The 21,482-nt window shown below is 64.3% G+C and carries 22 protein-coding genes; 4 read left to right on the top strand and 18 right to left on the bottom strand.

The window, feature by feature from the left end:
* Positions 1–25: 25 nt before the first annotated feature.
* From clpB to MESS4_RS07810, 7 genes are all read right to left on the bottom strand, one after another.
* A complete protein-coding gene (clpB, locus tag MESS4_RS07840; RefSeq protein ID WP_006328586.1) occupies positions 26–2,635 on the bottom strand; it encodes an ATP-dependent chaperone ClpB in 2,610 nt (869 codons plus the stop codon).
* Between the two features lie 268 nt (positions 2,636–2,903).
* Complete coding sequence (locus MESS4_RS07835) at positions 2,904–3,851, bottom strand: DUF4167 domain-containing protein (protein WP_036240871.1); 948 nt, start codon at positions 3,849–3,851, stop codon at positions 2,904–2,906.
* 336 nt (positions 3,852–4,187) lie between these two features.
* Complete coding sequence (gene prmC / locus MESS4_RS07830) at positions 4,188–5,063, bottom strand: peptide chain release factor N(5)-glutamine methyltransferase (RefSeq protein WP_006328583.1); 876 nt, start codon at positions 5,061–5,063, stop codon at positions 4,188–4,190.
* Positions 5,056–6,135 (bottom strand): peptide chain release factor 1, encoded by a 1,080-nt coding sequence (prfA, locus tag MESS4_RS07825; RefSeq protein ID WP_006328581.1) that lies wholly within the window; start codon positions 6,133–6,135, stop codon positions 5,056–5,058. The genes prmC and prfA overlap by 8 nt, the downstream gene beginning before the upstream one ends.
* A 9-nt stretch (positions 6,136–6,144) precedes the next feature.
* Positions 6,145–8,415: a phosphoenolpyruvate--protein phosphotransferase gene (gene ptsP / locus MESS4_RS07820; protein WP_006328579.1), complete on the bottom strand. Its 2,271-nt coding sequence runs from the start codon at positions 8,413–8,415 to the stop codon at positions 6,145–6,147.
* Positions 8,416–8,498: 83 nt separating this feature from the next.
* The gene (locus MESS4_RS07815) at positions 8,499–9,752 is read right to left on the bottom strand and encodes an aspartate kinase (protein WP_006328577.1); all 1,254 of its coding nucleotides are present in this window, start codon (positions 9,750–9,752) and stop codon (positions 8,499–8,501) included.
* Positions 9,753–9,892: 140 nt separating this feature from the next.
* A complete protein-coding gene (locus MESS4_RS07810; protein ID WP_006328575.1) occupies positions 9,893–10,459 on the bottom strand; it encodes a putative glycolipid-binding domain-containing protein in 567 nt (188 codons plus the stop codon).
* A 273-nt stretch (positions 10,460–10,732) separates the two neighbouring features.
* Here MESS4_RS07810 and ubiG point away from each other — a divergent pair, with 273 nt between their 5' ends.
* A complete protein-coding gene (gene ubiG, locus MESS4_RS07805) occupies positions 10,733–11,482 on the top strand; it encodes a bifunctional 2-polyprenyl-6-hydroxyphenol methylase/3-demethylubiquinol 3-O-methyltransferase UbiG (protein WP_006328571.1) in 750 nt (249 codons plus the stop codon).
* Positions 11,483–11,498: 16 nt separating this feature from the next.
* Here ubiG and MESS4_RS07800 read toward each other — a convergent pair whose 3' ends face one another.
* The 6 genes from MESS4_RS07800 to MESS4_RS07775 form a co-directional block, all read right to left on the bottom strand.
* Complete coding sequence (locus MESS4_RS07800; RefSeq protein WP_006328570.1) at positions 11,499–11,990, bottom strand: flavin reductase family protein; 492 nt, start codon at positions 11,988–11,990, stop codon at positions 11,499–11,501.
* Positions 11,991–12,024: 34 nt separating this feature from the next.
* The gene (locus MESS4_RS07795; protein WP_006328569.1) at positions 12,025–12,915 is read right to left on the bottom strand and encodes a DMT family transporter; all 891 of its coding nucleotides are present in this window, start codon (positions 12,913–12,915) and stop codon (positions 12,025–12,027) included.
* A 76-nt stretch (positions 12,916–12,991) separates the two neighbouring features.
* The gene (locus tag MESS4_RS07790; protein WP_006328568.1) at positions 12,992–13,417 is read right to left on the bottom strand and encodes a DUF1178 family protein; all 426 of its coding nucleotides are present in this window, start codon (positions 13,415–13,417) and stop codon (positions 12,992–12,994) included.
* Complete coding sequence (locus MESS4_RS07785) at positions 13,414–14,280, bottom strand: carbon-nitrogen hydrolase family protein (RefSeq protein ID WP_081609663.1); 867 nt, start codon at positions 14,278–14,280, stop codon at positions 13,414–13,416. Before MESS4_RS07785 ends, MESS4_RS07790 begins: the two co-directional genes overlap by 4 nt.
* 2 nt (positions 14,281–14,282) lie before the next feature.
* On the bottom strand, positions 14,283–14,561 hold the full coding sequence (gene grxC, locus MESS4_RS07780) for a glutaredoxin 3 (protein ID WP_006328565.1): 279 nt from the start codon (positions 14,559–14,561) through the stop codon (positions 14,283–14,285).
* A gap of 29 nt (positions 14,562–14,590) precedes the next feature.
* Entirely contained in the window at positions 14,591–15,391 is an 801-nt protein-coding gene (locus MESS4_RS07775; protein ID WP_006328564.1) for a ComF family protein, read from the bottom strand.
* 55 nt (positions 15,392–15,446) lie between these two features.
* Here MESS4_RS07775 and MESS4_RS07770 point away from each other — a divergent pair, with 55 nt between their 5' ends.
* Positions 15,447–16,340 (top strand): methyltransferase domain-containing protein, encoded by an 894-nt coding sequence (locus tag MESS4_RS07770; protein WP_006328563.1) that lies wholly within the window; start codon positions 15,447–15,449, stop codon positions 16,338–16,340.
* Positions 16,341–16,351: 11 nt separating this feature from the next.
* Here the strand turns inward: MESS4_RS07770 and MESS4_RS07765 are convergent, their stop codons facing one another.
* The 5 genes from MESS4_RS07765 to argJ form a co-directional block, all read right to left on the bottom strand.
* Complete coding sequence (locus MESS4_RS07765; protein WP_036240868.1) at positions 16,352–16,531, bottom strand: Flp family type IVb pilin; 180 nt, start codon at positions 16,529–16,531, stop codon at positions 16,352–16,354.
* Positions 16,532–16,696: 165 nt separating this feature from the next.
* Entirely contained in the window at positions 16,697–17,014 is a 318-nt protein-coding gene (locus MESS4_RS07760; RefSeq protein WP_006328561.1) for a hypothetical protein, read from the bottom strand.
* Between the two features lie 103 nt (positions 17,015–17,117).
* On the bottom strand, positions 17,118–17,540 hold the full coding sequence (locus MESS4_RS07755; protein ID WP_006328560.1) for a (deoxy)nucleoside triphosphate pyrophosphohydrolase: 423 nt from the start codon (positions 17,538–17,540) through the stop codon (positions 17,118–17,120).
* Positions 17,537–18,286, bottom strand: a complete 750-nt coding sequence (locus tag MESS4_RS07750) for a GNAT family N-acetyltransferase (protein ID WP_006328559.1) — start codon at positions 18,284–18,286, stop codon at positions 17,537–17,539. The genes MESS4_RS07755 and MESS4_RS07750 overlap by 4 nt, the downstream gene beginning before the upstream one ends.
* A gap of 47 nt (positions 18,287–18,333) precedes the next feature.
* Complete coding sequence (gene argJ, locus MESS4_RS07745; RefSeq protein ID WP_006328558.1) at positions 18,334–19,575, bottom strand: bifunctional glutamate N-acetyltransferase/amino-acid acetyltransferase ArgJ; 1,242 nt, start codon at positions 19,573–19,575, stop codon at positions 18,334–18,336.
* Between the two features lie 223 nt (positions 19,576–19,798).
* Between argJ and MESS4_RS07740 the strand changes: the two genes are divergently transcribed.
* The gene (locus MESS4_RS07740; protein ID WP_006328557.1) at positions 19,799–20,398 is read left to right on the top strand and encodes a TetR/AcrR family transcriptional regulator; all 600 of its coding nucleotides are present in this window, start codon (positions 19,799–19,801) and stop codon (positions 20,396–20,398) included.
* A gap of 14 nt (positions 20,399–20,412) precedes the next feature.
* Positions 20,413–21,372 carry a glycosyltransferase gene (locus MESS4_RS07735; RefSeq protein WP_244441072.1) on the top strand — a complete coding sequence of 320 codons (960 nt, stop codon included), beginning with the start codon at positions 20,413–20,415 and terminating at the stop codon, positions 21,370–21,372.
* The last annotated feature ends 110 nt before the right edge of the window (positions 21,373–21,482 follow it).

The raw sequence follows: 21,482 nt of genomic DNA, 5'->3' as shown, positions 1-21,482 counted from the left end.
ACTTTTCTCAGGAGACGGCCTGAGCTCAGGCCGCCGCCTCGGTCGCCGCCACCATCGTCGGCTTCGAGCGGAAATTCAGCCGGTCGGAACCTGCGGTGACCTTGACGGTCGAGCCGTCGAGGATCTCGCCGAGCAGGATCTTTTCCGCCAGCGGATCCTGCAGTTCCTTCTGCATCACCCGCTTCAGCGGCCGCGCGCCATAGGCCGGGTCGTAGCCCTTGGCCGCCAGCCAGTCGATCGCCTCCTGATCCAGCGAAAGCGCGATCTTGCGGTCGACGAGAAGGCTTTCCAGCCGCTTGAGCTGGATCTCGACGATGCGGCCTATATCCTGCCGGCGCAGCCGGTGGAACAGGATCACCTCGTCGACGCGGTTGAGGAATTCCGGCCGGAACGATGCCCGCACCACGCTCATCACCTCATCGCGCACCTGATCGACGTCCTGGTCCTCGCCGAGACTGACGAGATATTCGGCGCCGAGGTTCGACGTCATGATGATCAGCGTGTTGCGGAAATCGACCGTGCGGCCCTGCCCGTCGGTCAGGCGGCCGTCGTCGAGCACCTGCAGCAGCACGTTGAAGACATCGGGATGCGCCTTCTCGATCTCGTCGAACAGCACGACCTGATAGGGCCGGCGCCGCACCGCTTCGGTCAGCGCGCCGCCTTCCTCATAGCCGACATAGCCGGGAGGCGCGCCGATCAGCCGGGCGACCGAGTGTTTCTCCATGAATTCCGACATGTCGATGCGCACCATGGCGCTCTCGTCGTCGAACAGGAAGTTCGCCAACGCCTTGGTCAGTTCGGTCTTGCCGACGCCGGTCGGCCCGAGGAACATGAACGAGCCGATCGGCCGGTTCGGATCCTGCAGGCCGGCGCGGGCACGGCGCACCGCCTTGGAAACGGCCTGGACCGCCTCGCCCTGGCCGACGACGCGCTTGCCGATCTCGTCTTCCATGCGAAGCAGCTTGTCGCGCTCGCCTTGCAGCATCTTGTCGACCGGAATGCCGGTCCAGCGCGACACGATATGGGCGACGTGATCGGGCGTGACCACCTCTTCGACCATGCCGGCCTTGCCGTCCTGGGCCTCGGCTTGCGTCAGCTTCTTTTCGAGTTCCGGGATCTTGCCATAGGCAAGCTCGCCGGCGCGCTGGAATTCACCCTTGCGCTGGGCAATGGCGAGCTCGTTGCGCGCCTCGTCGAGCTGCTTCTTGAGATCGGCGGCAAGCCCGAGCTTCTGCTTTTCGGACTGCCATTTGGCGGTGATCTCGGCCGATTCCTCCTCGAGGCCGGACAGCTCCTTCTCGAGGCGGGCAAGCCTGTCCTTCGAGGCATCGTCCTTTTCGACCTTCAGCGCCTCGCGCTCGATCTTGAGCTGCATGATGCGGCGATCGACCTCGTCCAGTGCTTCGGGCTTCGAATCGACCTGCATCCTGAGCCGCGACGCGGCTTCGTCGACAAGGTCGATCGCCTTGTCCGGCAGGAACCGGTCGGCGATATAGCGGTTGGACAACGCCGCCGCCGAGACCAGCGCCGAATCCGAGATGCGCACCTTGTGGTGCTGCTCGTATTTTTCCTTCAGGCCGCGCAGGATCGAGACGGTGTCTTCCACCGTCGGTTCGTCGACGAAAACCGGCTGGAAGCGACGGGCAAGGGCTGCGTCCTTCTCGACATGCTTTCTGTATTCGTCGAGCGTGGTCGCGCCGACGCAGTGCAGCTCGCCGCGCGCCAGCGCCGGCTTCAACAGGTTCGACGCATCCATGGCGCCATCGGCCTTGCCGGCGCCGACCAGCGTGTGCATCTCGTCGATGAACAGGATGATGCCGCCAGCGGCGGAGGTAACTTCTGAAAGCACCGACTTCAGCCGCTCCTCGAACTCGCCGCGATATTTGGCGCCGGCGATCAGCGCGCCCATGTCGAGCGCCATCAACTGCTTGTCCTTCAGCGATTCCGGCACGTCGCCATTGACGATGCGCAGCGCCAGCCCCTCGGCGATCGCCGTCTTGCCGACGCCGGGTTCACCGATCAGCACCGGATTGTTCTTGGTGCGGCGCGACAGCACCTGGATGGTGCGGCGGATCTCGTCGTCGCGGCCAATGACCGGGTCGAGCTTGCCGGCACGGGCATCAGCGGTGAGGTCGCGCGCGTATTTCTTCAGCGCGTCATAGCCCTGTTCGGCGCTCGCCGAATCGGCGGTGCGGCCCTTGCGGACGTCGTTGATCACCTGGTTCAGCGCGTGCGCGGTCACGCCGGCCTTGGCCAGGATGTCGGCGGTCTTGGCGGACTTCTCGACCGCCAGCGCCGTCAGCAACCGCTCGACCGTGACGAAGCTGTCGCCAGCCTTCTTGGCCAGTTCCTCGGCCGTCGAAAACACCTTCGCCAGCGGCTGCGCCAGGTAAAGCTGGCCATTGCCGCCTTCCACCTTGGGCATCGCTTCGAGTGCGGATTCGACACCAAGCTTGACATCGCGAACGCTGCCGCCGGCGCGCTCGATCAGCGAGGCGGCCAGGCCCTCCTCGTCATCGACAAGGACTTTGAGAATATGCTCGGGGGTGAATTGCTGGTGGCTGCGCGAGAGCGCCATGGTCTGCGCGGACTGGATGAAGCCGCGCACGCGCTCGGAATATTTTTCAAGGTTCATATCTGTCTCCCTTCCGTCACCGGCCCGCTTGGCGGCACCGGATCAGATTGCGGTGACGGACCCGCCCATTCGAGCCGGGTCCTGTTCACGCGAGATATGGGGCGCCAGCCATGGACCCTCAAGACGTCTCGATAGTGGTGGGTGCATAATATTCCACGGCCACGCAAAACGAAAACGGCGGAGATTTCTCTCCGCCGTTCAGGGTAAAGGATGCTCTAACTTGGATTGGCTCTAACCCGTCTTCAAAGCCGGGTTCGAAAGCCCTGTTCTATCGGTTGTCGGTGTCGGCAACGACAGCTTCGCCACCGCCTTCAATCGGCGTGCCCACTTCGCCGGAGCCGGAATTGTCGCTAACGCTATCTGTCTGGTCTGCCGCTTGGACGGCCTCCCGGTCGGCATCGACACGCGGACGCCGTGGACGCCGTGGGCGGCGCGCAGCGCCATTATCGGCGGTCGCTTCGTTCAGCTCGGCCTGTGCGGCGAGAGCAGCCGGCGAAAAATTCTCGAACTGAGGCGCGGGTTCGGCCGCCTGGGACACGAAACCGGTTTCGATCTGGGGCACGAAACCAGTTTCGGCCTGGGAAATGGCTTCCGCCTGTACCGGCGTCTCGTTGCGCCGGTTCTGATCGCTGCGCTGCTCGCCACGCGAACCATACTCGCCGCGCTGGCCGTTGCCGACATTGGGACGACGGTCGCGATGGCGACCACCGTTGTTGTCACGCCCACCATTGTCGCGCCCACTGTCACGATTGTCGCGGCCGTTTTCCTGATTGAACGCCAGCTCGGCCGGCGTGCCCTCGATAACCGGCTGCGGGCCGGCGCCATGGTTGACCGCTGGAACCGAAGCCTCGCCGGCATTGTCGAACTCATCGCGATCTTCGTCGCCGTCATCGTCGAAATCGTCGCGGTTCTGCTGCGCGTTCTGGATCGGCATCTGCGCCTGCGCGGCAGCAATGATGCGATTGTAGTGCTCGGCGTGCTGAAGGTAGTTTTCCGCCATCACCCGGTCGCCGGAGCTTTGCGCGTCACGGGCAAGGGTTGCGTATTTTTCGGCGATCTGCTGAGCCGATCCGCGGATCTTCACGTCCGGGCCGTTGCTCTCGTAGTTGCGCGTCAGGGGATTTGGGCCCTTGCGGTTGTTGTTGTTATTGTTGTTGCCACCGCCGCCGTTGTTGTTGCGACCGCGCATGCGCCTGTTCTGCTGTTGTGGCCTCATCCGACTCTCTTCATTTTGAAATATTTTGAAATTTTCGAACAACTCTCACGAACGGAGGCGCTCATGCAGCCAGCCGTTTCGTTTCTTCACCGGCGTTCGCCCGCATCGATTGCGTTGGCGCCACGTGTCATCCTGTTCCGGTTACATCACTTGCCGGACGATTCCCGCACGAAGCTTGGGCGTCGTTTGCGCAAGAAGGCAGCTATTTCCAAGGAAAACCGAATCGCTAAGAGCACTGCCTGCTTCGTCTCATCCGGTTAAGGCGACCCTAGCCGCATTCCCCGGCATTGCCAAGCGGTTTTTTCGCACTGCATCACGGCTTTGTCAGCTCCACGATCAGAACCCATGTTCAAAGATCAGAACCCTGTCATTTCCGCCAAGATCACGAAACATCCCCGCCAGCCCATAGCCGGCTGTAGAGAAGATATCCGTGACCTCGTTGCGCTGCGTATGGCCGATCTCGACCGCAATTCTGCCCTTGAGATCCAAAAAAGCTGCCGCCTCGGCGGCGATGATCCTGTAAGGGCTCAGACCGTCCACGCCGCCATCGAGGGCATGGCGCGGATCGAAATCGCGGACTTCGTCCTGCAGATTTTCAATGTCTCCCGACGGTATATAGGGAGGGTTTGCGGCAATTACATGGTACCGACCCGAAACTTTTTCGAACCAGTCGGATTGAAGCGCCTTGAACCGGCCGGCGAGCCCCAGATCCCCGGCATTGCGCATGGCGGTCGTCAGCGCGTCCTGGGAAATATCGACGCCGGTGGCAATCGCGCCAGGAACGGCGCTGAGCAGCGCCAGTGCGATGGCGCCGCTGCCGGTGCCAAGGTCGAGGATGCGGCATTCGCCTTGGCGTTCCGCCGTCGCCTCCACGAAGGGCAGCACCGCTTCGACCAGCGTTTCGGTGTCCGGCCGCGGCTCCAGCGTCTCCGGTGACAGCGACAGGCGCAAGCCGTGGAATTCGCGATAGCCGAGGATGCGATGCACCGGCTCGCCGGAGATGCGCCGCTCCAAGGCGGCATCGATAGCGGCAAGCGCGTCGAGACCGACCTTGCGCCCGGGATCGGCGATGGCCTGCGTGCGGGTCGTGCCGGAAAAATGCTCGACGATCAGCCTGGCGTCCAGCGCTGGATCGGTCACGCCGGCTTCTGTCAGGCGTTGCCGCGCCGCCCGCAGCAGCGGCCCGAGTGTATCAGGCAAAGTGTCAGCCATCGACGCCCATGTCGGCGAGCAGCTTCGACTGATGGTCGGCGATCAGCGCGTCGACGATCTCGTCGAGCTCGCCCATCATCACCCGGTCGAGCTTGTAGAGCGTCAGATTGATGCGATGGTCGGTGACCCGGCCTTGCGGGAAATTATAGGTGCGGATGCGCTCCGAGCGGTCGCCCGAGCCGACCTGCGACTTGCGCGATTCCGAGCGTTCCTCATCCGCCTTGCCGCGCTCCAGGTCGTAAAGCCTGGCCCGCAGGATCTGCATCGCCTTCGCCCGGTTCTGATGCTGCGACTTCTCCGCCTGCACCACCATGATACCGGTCGGCAGATGGGTGATACGGACCGCCGAATCGGTGGTGTTGACGTGCTGGCCGCCGGAACCCGAGGCACGCATCGTGTCGATGCGGATGTCTTCCGCCCTTATGTCGATGTCGACCTCTTCCGCTTCCGGCAGCACCGCGACCGTCGCCGCCGAGGTGTGGATGCGCCCGCCGGCCTCGGTCTCCGGCACGCGCTGCACGCGGTGCACGCCGGACTCGAATTTCAGATGGGCAAAGACCCCCCTGCCGGAAATGGTTGCGATGATTTCCTTGTAGCCGCCGACCTCGCCCTCGCTGGCCGATGCCGTCTCGAAACGCCAGCCGCGGGCCGCTGCGTAGCGCTCATACATGCGAAACAGGTCGCCGGCGAACAGCGCCGCCTCGTCGCCGCCGGTGCCGGCGCGGATTTCGAGGATGGCATTCTTGTCGTCGGCGGCATCCTTGGGCAGCAGCAGGATCTGGATGTCCTTCCGCAGCGCCTCGATGCGTTCCTCGACCCCGGGCAGGTCGGCCTCCGCCAAGGCCCGCATCTCGGCATCGGTGCCCTTGTCGGCAAGCATTGCCTCCAGGTCGGCCTGTTCGTGCTCGGCGGCGCGCAGCGCCCTGATCTTGGCCACCATCTCCTGGATGTCGGCATATTCCGACGCCATCCGGACATAGGCGTCCGCCGCCGGCCCGGCTGACATCTGCGCCTCGAGCATGTCGAAACGCTTGACGACTTGATCCATGCGGTCGCGGGGCAGGTTGATCATGGTGGGGTACTACAACGGAATCGAGCGGTCGTCGGCAAAGGCTTGCAGCAATGCCCGCATCGGCAGGCCCTGGGCCGGCGCCATCAGATTGTCTTCGAAGAATGCCTGCAATTCGTCCAGCGGCAGTTCCGTCAGCATCGCCTTGACCGGACCGATCGAGGCCGGCGACATCGAGATCGAGCGGTAACCCAGGCCGATCAGCGCCATCGCGGATATGGGTTTTCCGGCGAGTTCGCCGCACAGCGTCACTGGCGTGTGATTGCGCGCGCCGGCATCGGCGATCTGCTTCAAGACGCGCAGGAACGGCGTCGACAACGTGTCGAAGCGGTCGGACAATTGCGTGTTGCCGCGATCGACCGCCATGACGAACTGGAACAGGTCGTTCGAGCCGACCGAGACGAAATCGACCGCCTTCATCAGTTCGTCGAGCTGGAACAGCAGCGACGGCACTTCCAGCATGGCACCGAGTTTCAGGCTGGTCGGCAGATGATGGGCAAAACGCGACAGATGCCGCACCTCGCGGTCGATGATCTCGCGCGCCTGGGCGATCTCGCCAAGCTCGGTCACCATCGGCAGCATCAGCTTCAATTCACGCCCGCCGCAGGCTTTCAGAAGCGCGCGGATCTGGGTCCTGAGCAGGCCCGGCCGATCGAGCGTCAGCCGGATCGCGCGCCAGCCGAGCGCCGGGTTCTCTTCCTGGATTGCTCCCTTGAAATAGGGCAGCACCTTGTCGCCGCCGATATCGATGGTGCGGAAGGTGACCGGCTTGCCGCGCGCCGCGTCGAGCACGTCGCGATAGAGCTTTTCCTGTGCCTCGGCGCGGGGAAAGGTCGAGGCGACCATGAATTGCAGTTCTGTGCGGAACAGGCCGATGCCGGCCGCGCCCGCCTCGGCAAGCTGCGGCAGGTCGACGGCCAAGCCCGCATTCATCAGCAGATCGACCTGGACACCGTCCTTGGTCACCGACGGCTTCTTGCGCAACTCACGGTAGACCTCCTGCCGCCGCGCCCGGAAGCGGACCTTTTCGGCATAGGCGGCTTCGAGATCGGGCTGCGGGCGCAGATGGATGAGGCCTTCCTCGCCGTCGACGATGATGGCGTCGCCGTTTTCCGCCATGGAAACGGCGCCCTTCATCTGGCCGGCGACCGGAATGCCCATGGCGCGCGCCACGATGACGACATGGCTGGTCGCGGCACCATCCTCCAGCACCACGCCGCGCAGCTTGTCCCTGGGGTAATCGAGCAGCTCGGCGGCCCCCATCGAGCGGGCGACGATGATGGCATCCTTCGGCAGCGAGGCCACGACATCGTCCGGCCCACGTCCCATCAGCTGGCGCAGCAGCCGGTTGGCGAGATCGTCGAAATCGCTCATTCGCTCGCGCAGGTAAGGATCGGTCATGTGCATCATGCGGGCACGCATGTCGCTCTGCACCTTTTCGACCGCCGCTTCCGCCGTCAGGCCGTTGCGGATCGCCTCTTCGAGCCGCCGCACCCAACCGCTGTCGTTGGCGAACATGCGATAGGCTTCGAGCACCTGGCGATGCTCGCCCTCGAAGGCGACATCGCGGCGTTCCAGCATGTCGTCGATGGAGAGCCTGAGCGAACCAAGCGATGTGTCGAGCCGCCTGACTTCCTCCTCGCTGTCCTCGTTGAACAAATTGGTGACGACGATGCGCGGCTCGTGCAGCACGACATGGCCAAGCCCGACGCCCTCATTGAAGGACAGGCCGGTGAAGCTCACCGGGCGGCGCAGGTCGAGCTCGAGCCCAGGCCGGGTCAACCGCGCCAGATCGCCGGTGGCGATCATCTCGGCGATCACCATCGCCGTGGTTTCCAGCGCCTCGACCTCGTCGTCACGATAGTGGCGCATGGTCTTGTTCTGGACGACCAGCACGCCAAGTGTGCGCCCTGCCCGCAGCACCGGAACGCCAAGGAAGGAATTGTAGATCTCTTCCCCGGTCTCCGGTAGGTAGGCGAAGGCGGGGTGTTCCTGCGCGTTGGAGAGGTTGAGCGGCCGCGCCGAGGCCGCAATCGTGCCGACGAGGCCTTGCCCCAGCCTCAGCTGCGCCAGGTGAACGGCGTTCGGGTTAAGACCCTCGGTGCCATAGAGTTCGAGCACCGAATCGGCGCGCAGCACATAGAGCGAGCACACTTCGGCAACCATGTTGGAGGCGATGTCGCGCACGATGCGGTCGAGCCGCTCCTGCGGCTCCAGCGGCTCCTGCATGAGCTCGCGGAGCCGTTTCAGCAAAACGCGCGGGCCACTGGCCGTATCACGCATCGCGGCTTCTTCTCCAATGGCATGTCAGCCGGCGCAGTTTCCCCCGCGGCCGGCGCTCACGCAACAACTGACTCAAGTTCTCGCTACTGCTTATCCAGACCGTAGACGGAATGCAAAGTGCGAACCGCAAGTTCGGTATAGGGACCGTCGATCAATATCGAAATCTTGATCTCGGATGTCGTGATGGCGCGGATGTTGATGGCGCGGTCGGCCAGTGCCTTGAAGGCGGTGGCGGCGACGCCGGCATGGCTCCTCATGCCGATGCCGATGACCGAGACCTTCGACATACCGGCTTCCGATTGCACGACGTCGTAACCGATCGTGGCCTTCAGCCGCTCGAGCACGGCAAGCGCCTTGTCGACATCGCCGGATGGCACGGTGAAGGTCATGTCGGTGAACTTGCCGTCCTCGGAGATGTTCTGGACGATCATGTCGACATTGATGTTGGCCTCGGCCAGCGGCCCGAAGATGCCGGCGGCAACGCCCGGCCGGTCGCCGACACGGCGCAGCGAAATCTGCGCTTCGTCCTTGGCATAGGCAATTCCGGTGACGACCTGCTGTTCCACGATCTCTTCCTCGTCGCAAATGAGCGTTCCGGGCGGATTGACCAAATCCCCCATTCCGGGCGCGTCGGGGTCGTCGAAGGACGACCGCACGAACGTACGCACCCTGTGCACCATGGCAAGCTCGACCGAGCGCACCTGCAGGACCTTGGCGCCGAGCGAGGCCATTTCAAGCATTTCCTCGAAGGAAATCTTGGCCAGCCGCCGCGCCTTCGGCTCGATGCGCGGATCGGTGGTGTAGACCCCGTCGACGTCGGTGTAGATGTCGCAGCGGTCGGCCTTCACAGCCGCCGCGATGGCGACGGCGCTGGTGTCCGAGCCGCCGCGGCCTAGCGTGGCTATGCGGTTGTCCGGCCCGATGCCCTGGAAGCCTGCGACCACCGCCACCTGGCCCTCGCCGAAACGCCTGATCAAAAATGCGCCGTCGATGTCGAGGATGCGCGCCGCGCCATGCGCGTTGTCAGTCTTGATCGGGATCTGCCAGCCCTGCCAGGATCGGGCATGCACGCCCATGTTCTGCAGCGTGATCGCCAAAAGACCTGCTGTCACCTGTTCGCCGGAGGCGACGACGGCGTCATATTCGCGGGCATCGTGCATGGGCGAGGCTTCGCGCGTCCATTGGACGAGCTCGTTGGTCTTGCCGGCCATCGCCGAGACCACCACCGCGACCTCATGGCCGGCATCGACCTCGCGTTTGACATGGCGCGCCACATTGCGGATGCGGGCGATGTCGGCGACGGAGGTTCCGCCGAATTTCATCACGATGCGCGCCATGGAAGCGAAATGCCTTTGACTGGATGCCGGACCGAAGGCCGAAAAAGCGGAGAGAAAGCGTCCGGTTGGGCCGGGTCGCTGATTGCGCGGCCTCCTTAGCCAAATGATGACGGTTTCGCAAGGCACATACCCGGTGCCGCTCAACCCAGCCGCGCCGCCTCCTTCCACAGGCCCGGATAGTCGACAACGAAACCAAGCGACGAGACTTCCAGAACCTCGTTATAATCGTAGAGCGGCGCAGCATAGGCGTAGCGGGCCTCATCGAGGCGTCGATAGGTCTGTTCGAGGCGTACGAGCTTGAGCTCGGGGAACGTCAGATAGGCTGCCGGAGCAGGCGTCGCGCCGCCGACGCCGAGATCGAAACGGCGGATGGCCAGCAGGTTCGAGGCGGGTGTGAAGCCAAGATCGACGTCGATGAGACCGGCAACATCCGCTTGAGGTTCGCCGTTCAGCGTCCATCTGCCGTCGTCAAGCTGTTCAATCGCATAATGCAACTCTTGCATGCCGATAAAGCCATCGGCACACGCCGAACGCGCATGCCAGCCGGCATCGCACTCCACCCGATAGGCAATGCTGCATGGCTTGCCGTCCTGGATGAAAAGGGCCTGCCCGCTGAGGCTTCGCCCGGCATCCGATTCCAAAAGCCGGCAGGCGTCGTGACCTTCCAGGTCAAGCCGGCGCCAAAGGATCGAAGCTACGGTTCGCATCATGGCCTCCTCGCGCTGGAAGCAATGTCGCTTTCTTCGTCTGCCCGGGCAATTTGTTTCCTCGCTCGGCATGACAAGCTGACATGTCCTGACAGGGCACGGTCGCCAACGTGGCAGTTCCGTCTTGTGAGCCATCACTTTGACAGCAGCGAAAATTGCTGCCTTGACTTTCCCGCCCTCACGCCCGACTTCCTAGCGCACCAGAGCGCGATCAGCAAAAGCGGTTTTGCGTCCGACCGCGCTCTGAACTTTTGAGCTGCGGGAGACCACGCCATGCCAGAGCCCCGACGATCGACGATCGATGCCGGAGAAGTGGAGCGCTTTTCCGCTCTTGCCGCCGAATGGTGGAACCCGAACGGCAAGTTTCGTCCGCTGCACAAGTTCAATCCGATCCGGCTTGCCTATATCCGCGACCAGGTGGCGGCGCGCTTCGGCCGCGACCCGCGCACAGCACGCCCGTTCGAAGGCCTGCGCTTCCTCGACATCGGCTGTGGCGGCGGACTTTTGTGCGAGCCGATGGCGCGGCTTGGCGCCGAAGTGGTCGGCGCCGACGCATCCGCCACCAATATCGAAGTGGCCAGGCTGCACGCCGCCGAAGGCAATGTGAACGTCGACTATCGCGCGACGACGGCCGAGGATCTCGCCGATTCCGGCGAGAAGTTCGATGTCATCCTCAACATGGAAGTGGTCGAACATGTCGCCGACATCGACCTGTTCGTGGCCAAATGCGGCGAGATGGTCAAGCCGGGCGGCATCATGTTCGTCGCCACCATCAACCGCACGCTGAAAGCGCTGGGCCTGGCCATCATCGGCGCCGAATATGTGTTGCGCTGGCTGCCGCGCGGCACTCACCAGTTCGGCAAGCTGGTGCGCCCCGAAGAGCTCGAAAAGGCGCTCGCCGGCGCCGGGCTGACCATCATCGACCGCACCGGCGTCGTCTATCACCCGCTCGCCGACCGCTGGCAGCGGTCGAAGGACATGGACGTCAACTACATGGTGCTGGCGGAGAAGGGATCCGTCTGAGCAGGTCTCTTGGTGTTCAGGCGTCGAGCGGGCGATAGCCGCCGCGCCAGTAAATGAGCGCCTGGCCGGCGTCGCACGTCCTTACCGCCTCCACCGAACCGATGATGATCGAATGCGTGCCGCGGTCGATCATTTCGTCGAGGCTGCAATCGAAGGCGGCCACCGCATCCGACAGCAGCGCGGCTCCCGTCTTCAGCGTTATCCACTCGGCGCCTTCGTAGCGATCCTTGCCCTTGATGCCGCCGAAACCCGAGAACCGCTCGGCGACGCGCTGGTGCTGGGGGCCGAGCGAGTTGACGCCGAAATGCCTGAAACGCTCGATCAGCGGCCAGGTCGACGAAGACCGGTTGACGCAGGCGATCACCTTTGGCGGTTCGGCCGAGAGCGAAACCACCGAGATGACGACAAGACCGGAGCGGTCCTCGCCAATACCGGCGGTAATGACGCTGACATTGCCGACGATCAGCCGCATCGCAGCCCGAAAATCGGCGATGCTGGATTCGGTCATGGCTTGGCTCCTTGGATCACGGTCAACGAGAACGTCAAACCGTCTGGCTTTGCGCCTTCGTGGTGATGAACACGCCGGCGGTGATGATGGCCGCGCCCGCCCAGGTCAGCAATTGGTAGTGCTCGCCGAGAAAGATGGTTCCGGCAAGCAACCCGACCGCCGCCGCGACATAGCCGATCTGGCTGAGATAGACAGGACCGCCGACTGCCTGCAGCCGGAAGAAGACCGCGAACATCGCCGCGGCTGAAGCCATCTGCGCAACGGTCACCAGCGGCACACCGCCGAGCGAGCCGAATGCGCCGACGCCCAGCAAGGCCAGGATGCCTGCAAGCAGCATCACGGCCGACGCCAGATGGCTGCCGGCGGCGAGCGCGATCGGGCCGGTGCCTTCGGGCCAGTCAACCGTGCGGTAGATGTTGCCGACGGCAAGGCTGACCGGGATGAGCAGCCCCATCGCCACCCAGAAAAATTCGGCCGGCCGGCCGGCCTCGCCACGCGTCGCCGCCACCATCACCGCACCGACAAAGCCGACAGCGATGCCGACGACGCCGAGCAGATTGGGGCGCCTGACGCCGAGCAGGATCGAAAACATCAGCGTAATGACAGGCGACAGCGTGAACATGATGCCGGTATAGCCGGCGCCAAGATGCGGAATGGCCGAGAACATCAAGAGATTGGGGATAGCGTAGGACACCGCCGCGGTGACGAAGAAATAGCGCAGCCTGTGCGGGCTGAGCCGGATGCGCTCCCCGTTGAGCAGCAAGGCGCACAAAAGCACGCTGCCGGCGCCGAACGAGATGACGAAAGCCCAGACCACGGCCGAAACGCCCGCCGCCGTGGCCAGCTTGCCGAACGGCAACGTCAGGCCGAGCAGCCCGCCGGTGACGACCAAAAGGCCGAGCGCCGAATCCCAGAGAAACTTCATTGTGTTTCCTCGATCACGGCGAGGTGACCAGCAAAAGCGGCCGGGGGAATGAACCAGTTCGGGGAAATTGGCTGACTCAGTTGCGGTCGTCGGGAAAGCTTGGGATCGGCATGAACTCGACGCCGTCCTCGGCGAGGCTTTTTGCCTCCTCAAGCGTCGCCTCGCCATAGATGCCGCGCGGGTCGCTCTCGCCGAAATGGATCTTGCGCGCTTCCTCGGCAAACTTGTCGCCGACATAGTCGGCGTTCTCGCGCACCTTCTCGGCCATCGCCTTCAATTGCGCCAGCGCCTGCTTCTGCGCATCGCCCATGGCGAGCGCGATCTTTTCCTGCTTGCGCCCGGTCGAGACGGCAGGCGCCATCAGCGCTTTCTGCACCTTGTGCGAGCCACAGGTGGGGCAATCGACGAAGCCGCGCTTCTTCTGGGTGTCGAAATCGTCGTTGCTGCGGAACCAGGCTTCGAATTCGTGGTCGTGATCGCAAATCAGGGAAAAGCGGATCAAGACGCCGCACCCCTGAGAGGCGGTGCCGAGGCCGAGCCGGAGTTGACGGCAAAATCGCGCGCATTCCTGAGGTTGGGGATCTTCTTGCGTGCAGCGAGCGACTGCGCCGGGTCGATCTCGGCAACGATCACCGCAGGCTCGTCATGCGCCGCTTCCGCGACGATGCGGCCCCATGGATCGACGATCAGCGAATGGCCGTAGGTCTCGCGGCCATCCTCGTGCAGTCCGCCCTGCGCCGCGGCCACGACATAGGCGCCGTTTTCGATGGCGCGTGCCCTGAGCAGCACATGCCAGTGCGCCTCGCCGGTTTGCCGGGTAAAAGCGGCGGGCACGGAAAGCAGGTCGGCGCCGGCCAGCGCCTCGGCGCGGAAGAGCTGCGGAAAGCGCAGATCGTAGCAGACGGCGAAGCCCAGCTTCGCGCCGTCGATCCCGGTGACGACAGCTTCGGTGCCGGGCTCGTAGGCGGCGGATTCGCGCCAGCTCTCGCCATTGTCGAGATCGACGTCGAACATGTGGATCTTGTCGTAGGTGGCCAGCGTAGCGCCATCCGGACCGAACAGAAGCGCGCGGTTGGCGAGCTTGCCGTCGGCGCGCAGGATGGCGGTCGAGCCGATATGCAGGAAGATGCCGAGTTCTTTCGCCAGCTTGCGCGCGGTCGCGACGATGATGTCCTTGTCCTCGGAAGTGAAGGAGGCGGCCCGCGCTCGGCTGTCGCGGACCAGCGCACCGGTCATTTCCGGCGTCTGGATGTAGGTCGCGCCCTGGCCTGCCGCCTCCCGCACCAGCCGCTCGATATCGACCGCATTGCGCTCCGGGCTGGTGCCCGAACGCATCTGGATCGCCGCCGCCTTGAAAGCACCCATGGTCATATCCTCAAATTCGCCGAGCCGTTGGCCAGCAATCCGTCCAGCCGGCCCTGCGCCTCCAGTTCATGGAGATCGTCGCAGCCGCCGACATGCGTATCGCCGATGAAAATCTGCGGAAAGGTCGAGCGGCCGCGCGCGCGGGAAATCATCTCCTGGCGCAGTTCCGGCGAGAAGGACGCGTCATGTTCGGTGTAGGTCACGCCCTTGCGCTCGAGCAGCCGCTTGGCCGCAGTGCAATAGCCGCACATCATCCGCGTATAGATCGTCACATCGACCATCGGGTCAGCAGTCCTGCCTTTTCCAGAACTTATATAGTCGCGGACTCGTCCGCCCGAAAGTCCCCCGGCAGCACGCGCGCAAAGGTCAGCACGTCGACCGAGCCGGCACCGCCCTTCTTCAGCGCCTTGGCGACCGCCCGCACGGTGGCGCCGGTGGTATAGACGTCGTCGATCAGCAGCACCCGGCGGCCGGCGATCTCGATCTCCGCCTCGCCGGGCACTCTGAATGCGGCACGCACATTCTCCTCGCGCTCCTGCCGCTCCAGCCCGACCTGCTGGCGGGTGAGCTTGACACGGCGGATCGCCGAGGGCGCGAAAGGCCGGCCGCCAAGCTGCGACACCGCCCTTGCGAGTTCCGCCGACTGGTTGAACTGGCGCCTGAAAAAGCGCCGCCAGTGCAGCGGCACCGGCACGACCACGTCGGCCTCGGCGATCAATTCGGCGCCGGCGCGCAGCATCCAGCGCGCCATCCATGGCGCCAGATCGGTGCGATCCTGGTATTTCAACCCTTGCACCATCTGGCGGGCGACACCGGAATAGGCCACCGCCGCCCGCGCCCGCTCGAACGGTGGCGGCTCGGCGATCGCCTCGGCGGACAGGAAGCCGTCGCCCATTTGATGGGTGAACGGCGTGCCCATCACCGGGCACCAGGGCCGCTCCAGAAGCCTGAGTTTCGGCCAGCAGGCGCCGCACAGCACGCCTGGCTGCGAGACATGGCGACGGCAGCCGGCGCAGACCGGCGGAAACAGGATGCGCGCCGGCCAGCCCAATGCCTTTCGAGCAATACCCTTGATCGCAATACGCTTGATATCTGGCATAGGATCGGCCACGTGGTTGCTCCTCCGCGTCACTATATCCAAGCGCGGGAAAACAGGAACCTGCCCGTTGCAACCTATAATCGACATTCCGCTCTGGCTGGCGCACAAGCGCCGGGCATTGGCCCACCCTGTCAGCGGCGCGGATTTCCTGATGCGCCGGGCGGCCGAGGACCTTGCCGACCGGCTGGGCGCCGTCGAGCGCAAATTTAACAGGGCGGCCGTCCTGTTTTGTCAGACGCCGGCCGCCGCCGACCTGCTCGCGGCAAGCGGCAAGGTGGCGGATATCGTGCGCGTCGAGGCGGACGCGGCTTTCCTTAATGGCGAGGCCGGACTGGTTTCATCCTTGGAAACCGTGCCGTTCGAACCGGAAAGCCTCGACCTCGTTGTCTGCCTGTTGTCGCTGCAGGCAATGAACGACATTCCCGGCATGCTGGTGCAGATCCGCCGCGCGCTGAAGCCTGACGGTCTTTTCCTCGGCGCTTTTGCCGGAGCCGGCACGCTATCCGAACTGCGCGAAAGCCTGCTGGCAGCCGAGACCGAGCTTTACGGCGGCGCCAGCCCGCGCGTCATCCCGTTCACCGACGTGCGCGACGCCGGCGCGCTCTTGCAGCGTGCCGGCTTCGCCCTGCCGGTCGCCGATGTCGAGACGGTCACGGTGCGCTACGCAACCCTGTTTGGCCTGATGGCGGATTTGCGGGCCATGGGCGAGACCAGCGCGCTCGTCGATCGCAGCCGCCGGCCGGGCACGCGAAAGCTGTTTGCCCGTGCCGCCGAAATCTACGCCGAGCGGTTCGCGGACGCCGATAGTCGCATCAGGACAAGTTTCCCGATCGTCTGGATGTCCGGCTGGGCACCAGATGCCTCGCAGCAAAAGCCGCTGAAGCCGGGCTCGGCCAAGGTCTCGCTCAAGACGATCTTGGAAAATCCCGAAGGGCGCAGGCCGGGTTCCAACAACCGATAATCCGGTTGCGGTCACTTCGCGAAAGCATTGGCCAGCTTGCTGCTGTTGTCGCTGAACAGCCAGGAGATCGCGTTGGCGGCCGTGCCGACGCCGGTAATGATGGTGAGCGACAGTACGGCCGCGATCAGCCCATATTCGATGGCTGTGGCGCCTGTCTCGTCTTCCAAAAATCGCAGCAGCAGTGTTTTCATGGCCATCGATCCCGCTTGCCACGACCCTAGCGCCGACCTGTTAAGAAAGGTTAACGGCACAGGCTTAACAGGCGATGAAACGGCGGCCTTCCCGAAATATGTTAACTATGCATATCGCTCAAAAAGTCCGGCAGTTTCGGGATACGGTATGCATGACGCGCTTGATCAGCAGTCGCCGCTGCGCCTGCCATTGCCGCGTATTACGCAGACCGAACCGGGCAGCGGCTGCAGCACGCTCCTGCGCAGCGTGTAGGTATCCTGTTGACCGATCGAAGCCGTGCTCATCATGTCGACGCCACCGGCAAAATCGTCGCCCGTGGACTGCAATCTCGTCCGGCTGTCGAGGTAAGGCGTCGCGAACAAGGCCAAAGCCACCGCGGCCGAGCCGAACAGCAGCGTGATGCGCAGCAGGCCCATGCCTGCTTCGCTTGCGCTACGGAAACGGTCGGGCCGGATCGAGTCCCAGTCCCTGTCGAGGCTCATGCAATCGCTCCCGGTGATATCGGCGCTTTGCCTCAACTTTTCACGGCAAGATAAATCTTTCATTAACGCTGCGTGAAACAGGGCCGGCAGTGAACAATCCGGCTCACAGCAGATCGATGAGGAACTGAACCAGCGGCGGGTCGGCCGGGGGCATCGGAAAATCGCGCATCTGGCGCGGCCGAACCCATTTCAGCACCTGGCCTTCCTTCGGCTGGGCGATGCCACGGAAGCGGCGGCAGACGAACAGCGGCATCAGCAAGTGAAAATCATCGTAGGAGTGGCTGGCGAAGGTCAGCGGCGCCAGGCAGGGGATTTCGGTCTCGATGCCGATTTCCTCGTGCAGCTCACGGATGAGGCACTGTTCCGGCGTCTCGCCGGGCTCGACCTTGCCGCCCGGAAATTCCCACAGACCGGCGAGCTGCTTGCCTTGCGGCCGCTGCGCCAGAAGCACGCGGCCGTCGGCATCGACCAGCGCGCAGGCTGCGACCAGGAGCAGGCGCTTGCCGGCGGGTTTGACGTCGCTCATGCGCCGGACGGCCGGCGGTAGTGATAGCGATAGACTTCTTCGAAGCCCAGCGAACGGTAGAGTGCCAGCGCCGGCGCATTGCCGGCCTCGACCTGCAGCCAGGCTTCGCGGGCGCCACGCAGCCGCGCCCATTTCAGCGCCGACAGGATAAGATTGCGGCCATGGCCCTGGTTGCGCACCGATCTGTCGGTGGCGATCTCGAACAATCCGGCAAGATCGCCGTCGTGGACGCAGATCAGCGTTGCCAGCGGCTCGCTGCCCTCTTCGAGCGCGAACAGCCCGGCCTCGGGCTGGATCGCGCCGATGATCTCGGACAGGCCGGGGCGCAGCGCCACGTCGGAACCGCTGACCTTCAGCGATGCGCCGATGAAGCGGCTGATGTCCTTCAACGGGATCTGGTCCATGGCCGGGTCGAGTTGCGCATCCGCCAGCGGCAGGCGCATCACCAGCGATTCGTCGAATATGCTCCAGCCTTCCTTGTCGAGATGCCTGGACAGATCAGGCCCCGACAGTGGCGAGATGCGGAAGGTCAGCGGCCTGCCATAGGCGTCGAAACGGCGGCTGGCCCGGCCGATGCGCTCGGCAATGTGCTGGATGTCGCCCGGATCGAGGGGATTGACCGAATTCAGCCGCTTGGCCGGGTGGCCGGCCGTCAGCCGCACCACCCAGGTGCCGTCATAGTGGACGGCCGCCGCCGGCCAGGCGCGAAAGCCTGCGGCCTCGTAGCGGCGCACGATGGCGAGCATGCTTGCCGGATGTCTGGAAACCAATGTCATCAGCTCCGCCAAATTCCTCAGCTACGATAGTCGCCGTTGATGGCGACATATTCCTTGGTGAGGTCGCAGGTCCACACCGTCGCCTTGCCGCGGCCGAGGCCGATATCGGCGCGAATGCGGATTTCGTCGCGCTTCATATAGGCCGATGTCGCCTCTTCTGAATAGCCAGGGTCGCGCTCGCCCTCATGCGCCAGCCTGTTGTCGCCGAACCAGATCGACAGAAGGTCGCGGTCGGCCGGCTCGCCGGCCTTGCCGACGGCCATGACGACGCGGCCCCAATTGGCGTCCTCGCCGGCGACCGCCGTCTTGACCAGCGGCGAATTGGCGATGGAGAGCGCGATGCGTTTGGCCGAGCGGGCCGATTTCGCCCCGGTGACGGTGACCTCGACCTGCTTGCGCGCACCCTCGCCGTCGCGCACCACCTGCAACGCCAGCGATTTCAGCACCTTGCCGAGCGCGCGGCGGAACGCGCCGAGGCGTGCATCCCTGGGATCGCTGATTAAAGGCGCGCCGCGCCTGGCGGCAGCACCTGTGGCGAACATCAGCAGCGTGTCGCTGGTCGAGGTGTCGCTGTCGACGGTGACCGCGTTGAAGGTCTTGGCCGTGCCGCGCGACAACAGATCCTGCAGCACCGGTGCTGCGATCGGCGCATCGGTGGCGATGAAGGAGAGCATCGTCGCCATGTCGGGCGCGATCATGCCGGCGCCCTTGGCAATGCCGTTGATGGTGACGTCGGCATCGCCGAGCTTGATGGTCGCGGTCGCCACTTTGGCATAGGTATCCGTGGTCATGATCGCCCTGGCGGCTTCGGTCCACAACTCTGGCTTCCCGTCCTTGACCAGCCCGGCGAGCAAATGGCTGAACTTGCCGGTATCGAGCGGCTCGCCAATCACCCCGGTGGAGGCCAGGAACACCTCGCCTGGCGTGCATCCTGCCGCCTTGGCCGCCGCCTCGCCGGTCATTGCCGTGGAGGCGCGCCCCTTGTTGCCGGTGAAGGCATTGGCGTTGCCGGAATTGACGACGAGCACGCGCGCCTTGCCCTGCCCCAGGTTCTGCCGGCAGAAATCGACCGGCGCCGACGGGCATTTCGACCTGGTAAAGACGCCGGCCACTGTGGTGCCGGGATCAAAGACCATGGCCAGCAGGTCAGTACGGTTCTTGTACTTTATCCCTGCTTCGGCGGTGGCGATGCGCACGCCCTCGACCGCGGGCATTTTGGGATATTTCTTCGGCGCGAGCGGCGAAATCGTCGTGGACATGGGGACCTCGGGCGGGAAAACGCTTGGGGGCAGGCCGGTTTGCCCGATACGACGCGCCGGTGCAAGGGCGTTTTCGCAACCGGCCGGGGCGGGGGGCTCCGGTTTCCGCCACTTCCGCACCGGACGATTTGTCAGCATGATGGCTGTTGGTGGAACGGGCCGTTTCGTTTCATCGCCAGCTCGCATATGATTGCCGGCGAAATTGTTGGCGAGGATGACAGGAATGGCCGAAGACGCCGATCCCGGGCGCAAGTCGATCGGCGCGCGACGCAACCCCGACAGCGCCGAGGCCATTCTCGACGCCGCCGAAGCGGTGCTGGTCGAGGCCGGCTATGCCGGCTTTTCGATCGAAGCCGTGGCCCGGCGGGCGCGGGCCGGCAAACCCACGGTCTATCGCTGGTGGCCGAGCAAGGCAGCCCTGCTGCTCGAAATCTATCAGCGGGGCAAACGTGTCGACAGTCCCGACACCGGCAACATCGAGGATGACCTCGTCGGCTTCCTCAAAAGCCTGTTTTCGCATTGGCGCGAGACATCGTCGGGCAGCGTCTTCAGATCGCTGATCGCCGAGGCGCAGTCAAACCCGGCCGCCGGAGCGGCCCTTGCCGAGTATTCGCAAGGCCGCCGCTCCCATACCGGCCAGATGATCGAACGCGCCAAGGCGCGCGGCGAGGTGGCAGTCGATGTCGACGCCGCGCTCGTCGCCGACCTGATCGCCTCCTTCGCCTGGAAGCATCTTCTCACCAATCGTCTCGACGAGGATGAGGCGACACTACGCACCGCTGTCCGCTATGTGGTACAAGGCATACTTCCACATAGTCGTTAGGAAGGATCGGCGGCTTGCTTGAAAGAATATCTCCGGTGCTGCCGGTCAGCCTGATCATCGTTTCCGACTATCTGACCGCGGATGGCGACGCGGAATTGCGGCGCTCGCTGCAGGCCTATGCGCAGGACCGCCAGGGCATTCCCGGCGAAATCGTCATCATGCTGCCCAGCGGCCAGACTTCAGGCAGCCATACTTCGGAAATCGAGGCCGAGTTCGCCGGCAAATCCGCCTGGCTCTGCCCGTCGGTGACCGTCGCGACGCATGACAGCGACGAGTCCTCGCAGTTGAAGGACGCCGCACTCGCATACTGCCGTCATGACCTGGTTGCGGTGGTCGAGGCCGACTGTCTGCCGCGGCCGGGATGGCTGGCGGCCTTGTACGAAACCGTCGAGAAGGACCCGCAGCTGGGCGCGGTTTCCGGACGGACCAGCTACGGCGAAGAGAACATGATGAAAAGGGTGATGTCGCTGCTCGACCGCGGCTTCATCGAGCGCCGCAACCGCCATGGCCAGGTCATTCATGCCAGCAACAATGGCGCGCTCTACCGGCGCCAGGTGCTTGAACGCCATCGCTTCGAGGCCGATCACGGTCCCTTCGTCAGCTCGCATCTGCGCCAGCATGCCATGCTGAAGGACGGCGTCGCCATGGAGGTTGCGCCCAGGGCCGTCTCGATCCACGCCTATGAGGGATTGGGGTTCATCTGGGACGTCAGGCGCAACAAGGGCTACCAGTACGCGCAGATGGAGCAACGCAGGAAACCGCATCGCTCGAAGCTCGGCCTCGCTTATCGCGCCGTGGCGACGTCCTTCAAGGAAAACCGCCAGACAGCGCAGGCCGTGGGCAAGGAGTTCTGCCGCCCGACGGACTGGCCGCTGTTCTGGGCAATGATGCTTGTGGTGCGGATTCCCGAATTTTCTGGCGCGCTCGCCGCCGACGACCCGGCCGCGTTCAAGGCATCGACGCATTATCGGTAGCAGAGCGGAACCGTCGGCTGGCAGGACGAAACACCGTCCCCTGTCATAATCCAATTGTCGAAGTTTGTCCCGCCCCCAGCCTCTCAAGACCTGGGTTCCTCGCCCCCGCA

The organism is Mesorhizobium sp. STM 4661, from assembly GCF_000359125.1.
Classification (GTDB): domain Bacteria; phylum Pseudomonadota; class Alphaproteobacteria; order Rhizobiales; family Rhizobiaceae; genus Mesorhizobium.
The sequence above is the reverse complement of the archived record's forward strand: the minus strand, read 5'-3'. Positions and strand labels throughout refer to the sequence as shown.

What these genes read in the sequence shown, in the direction of transcription:
- clpB (WP_006328586.1), bottom strand. Translation starts at nt 2,635, where the DNA reads ATGAACCTTGAAAAATATTCCGAGCGCGTGCGCGGCTTCATCCAGTCC.
- MESS4_RS07835 (WP_036240871.1), bottom strand. Translation starts at nt 3,851, where the DNA reads ATGAGGCCACAACAGCAGAACAGGCGCATGCGCGGTCGCAACAACAAC.
- prmC (WP_006328583.1), bottom strand. Translation starts at nt 5,063, where the DNA reads ATGGCTGACACTTTGCCTGATACACTCGGGCCGCTGCTGCGGGCGGCG.
- prfA (WP_006328581.1), bottom strand. Translation starts at nt 6,135, where the DNA reads ATGATCAACCTGCCCCGCGACCGCATGGATCAAGTCGTCAAGCGTTTC.
- ptsP (WP_006328579.1), bottom strand. Translation starts at nt 8,415, where the DNA reads ATGCGTGATACGGCCAGTGGCCCGCGCGTTTTGCTGAAACGGCTCCGC.
- MESS4_RS07815 (WP_006328577.1), bottom strand. Translation starts at nt 9,752, where the DNA reads ATGGCGCGCATCGTGATGAAATTCGGCGGAACCTCCGTCGCCGACATC.
- MESS4_RS07810 (WP_006328575.1), bottom strand. Translation starts at nt 10,459, where the DNA reads ATGCGAACCGTAGCTTCGATCCTTTGGCGCCGGCTTGACCTGGAAGGT.
- ubiG (WP_006328571.1), top strand. Translation starts at nt 10,733, where the DNA reads ATGCCAGAGCCCCGACGATCGACGATCGATGCCGGAGAAGTGGAGCGC.
- MESS4_RS07800 (WP_006328570.1), bottom strand. Translation starts at nt 11,990, where the DNA reads ATGACCGAATCCAGCATCGCCGATTTTCGGGCTGCGATGCGGCTGATC.
- MESS4_RS07795 (WP_006328569.1), bottom strand. Translation starts at nt 12,915, where the DNA reads ATGAAGTTTCTCTGGGATTCGGCGCTCGGCCTTTTGGTCGTCACCGGC.
- MESS4_RS07785 (WP_081609663.1), bottom strand. Translation starts at nt 14,280, where the DNA reads ATGGGTGCTTTCAAGGCGGCGGCGATCCAGATGCGTTCGGGCACCAGC.
- grxC (WP_006328565.1), bottom strand. Translation starts at nt 14,561, where the DNA reads ATGGTCGATGTGACGATCTATACGCGGATGATGTGCGGCTATTGCACT.
- MESS4_RS07765 (WP_036240868.1), bottom strand. Translation starts at nt 16,531, where the DNA reads ATGAAAACACTGCTGCTGCGATTTTTGGAAGACGAGACAGGCGCCACA.
- MESS4_RS07760 (WP_006328561.1), bottom strand. Translation starts at nt 17,014, where the DNA reads ATGAGCCTCGACAGGGACTGGGACTCGATCCGGCCCGACCGTTTCCGT.
- MESS4_RS07755 (WP_006328560.1), bottom strand. Translation starts at nt 17,540, where the DNA reads ATGAGCGACGTCAAACCCGCCGGCAAGCGCCTGCTCCTGGTCGCAGCC.
- MESS4_RS07750 (WP_006328559.1), bottom strand. Translation starts at nt 18,286, where the DNA reads ATGCTCGCCATCGTGCGCCGCTACGAGGCCGCAGGCTTTCGCGCCTGG.
- argJ (WP_006328558.1), bottom strand. Translation starts at nt 19,575, where the DNA reads ATGTCCACGACGATTTCGCCGCTCGCGCCGAAGAAATATCCCAAAATG.
- MESS4_RS07740 (WP_006328557.1), top strand. Translation starts at nt 19,799, where the DNA reads ATGGCCGAAGACGCCGATCCCGGGCGCAAGTCGATCGGCGCGCGACGC.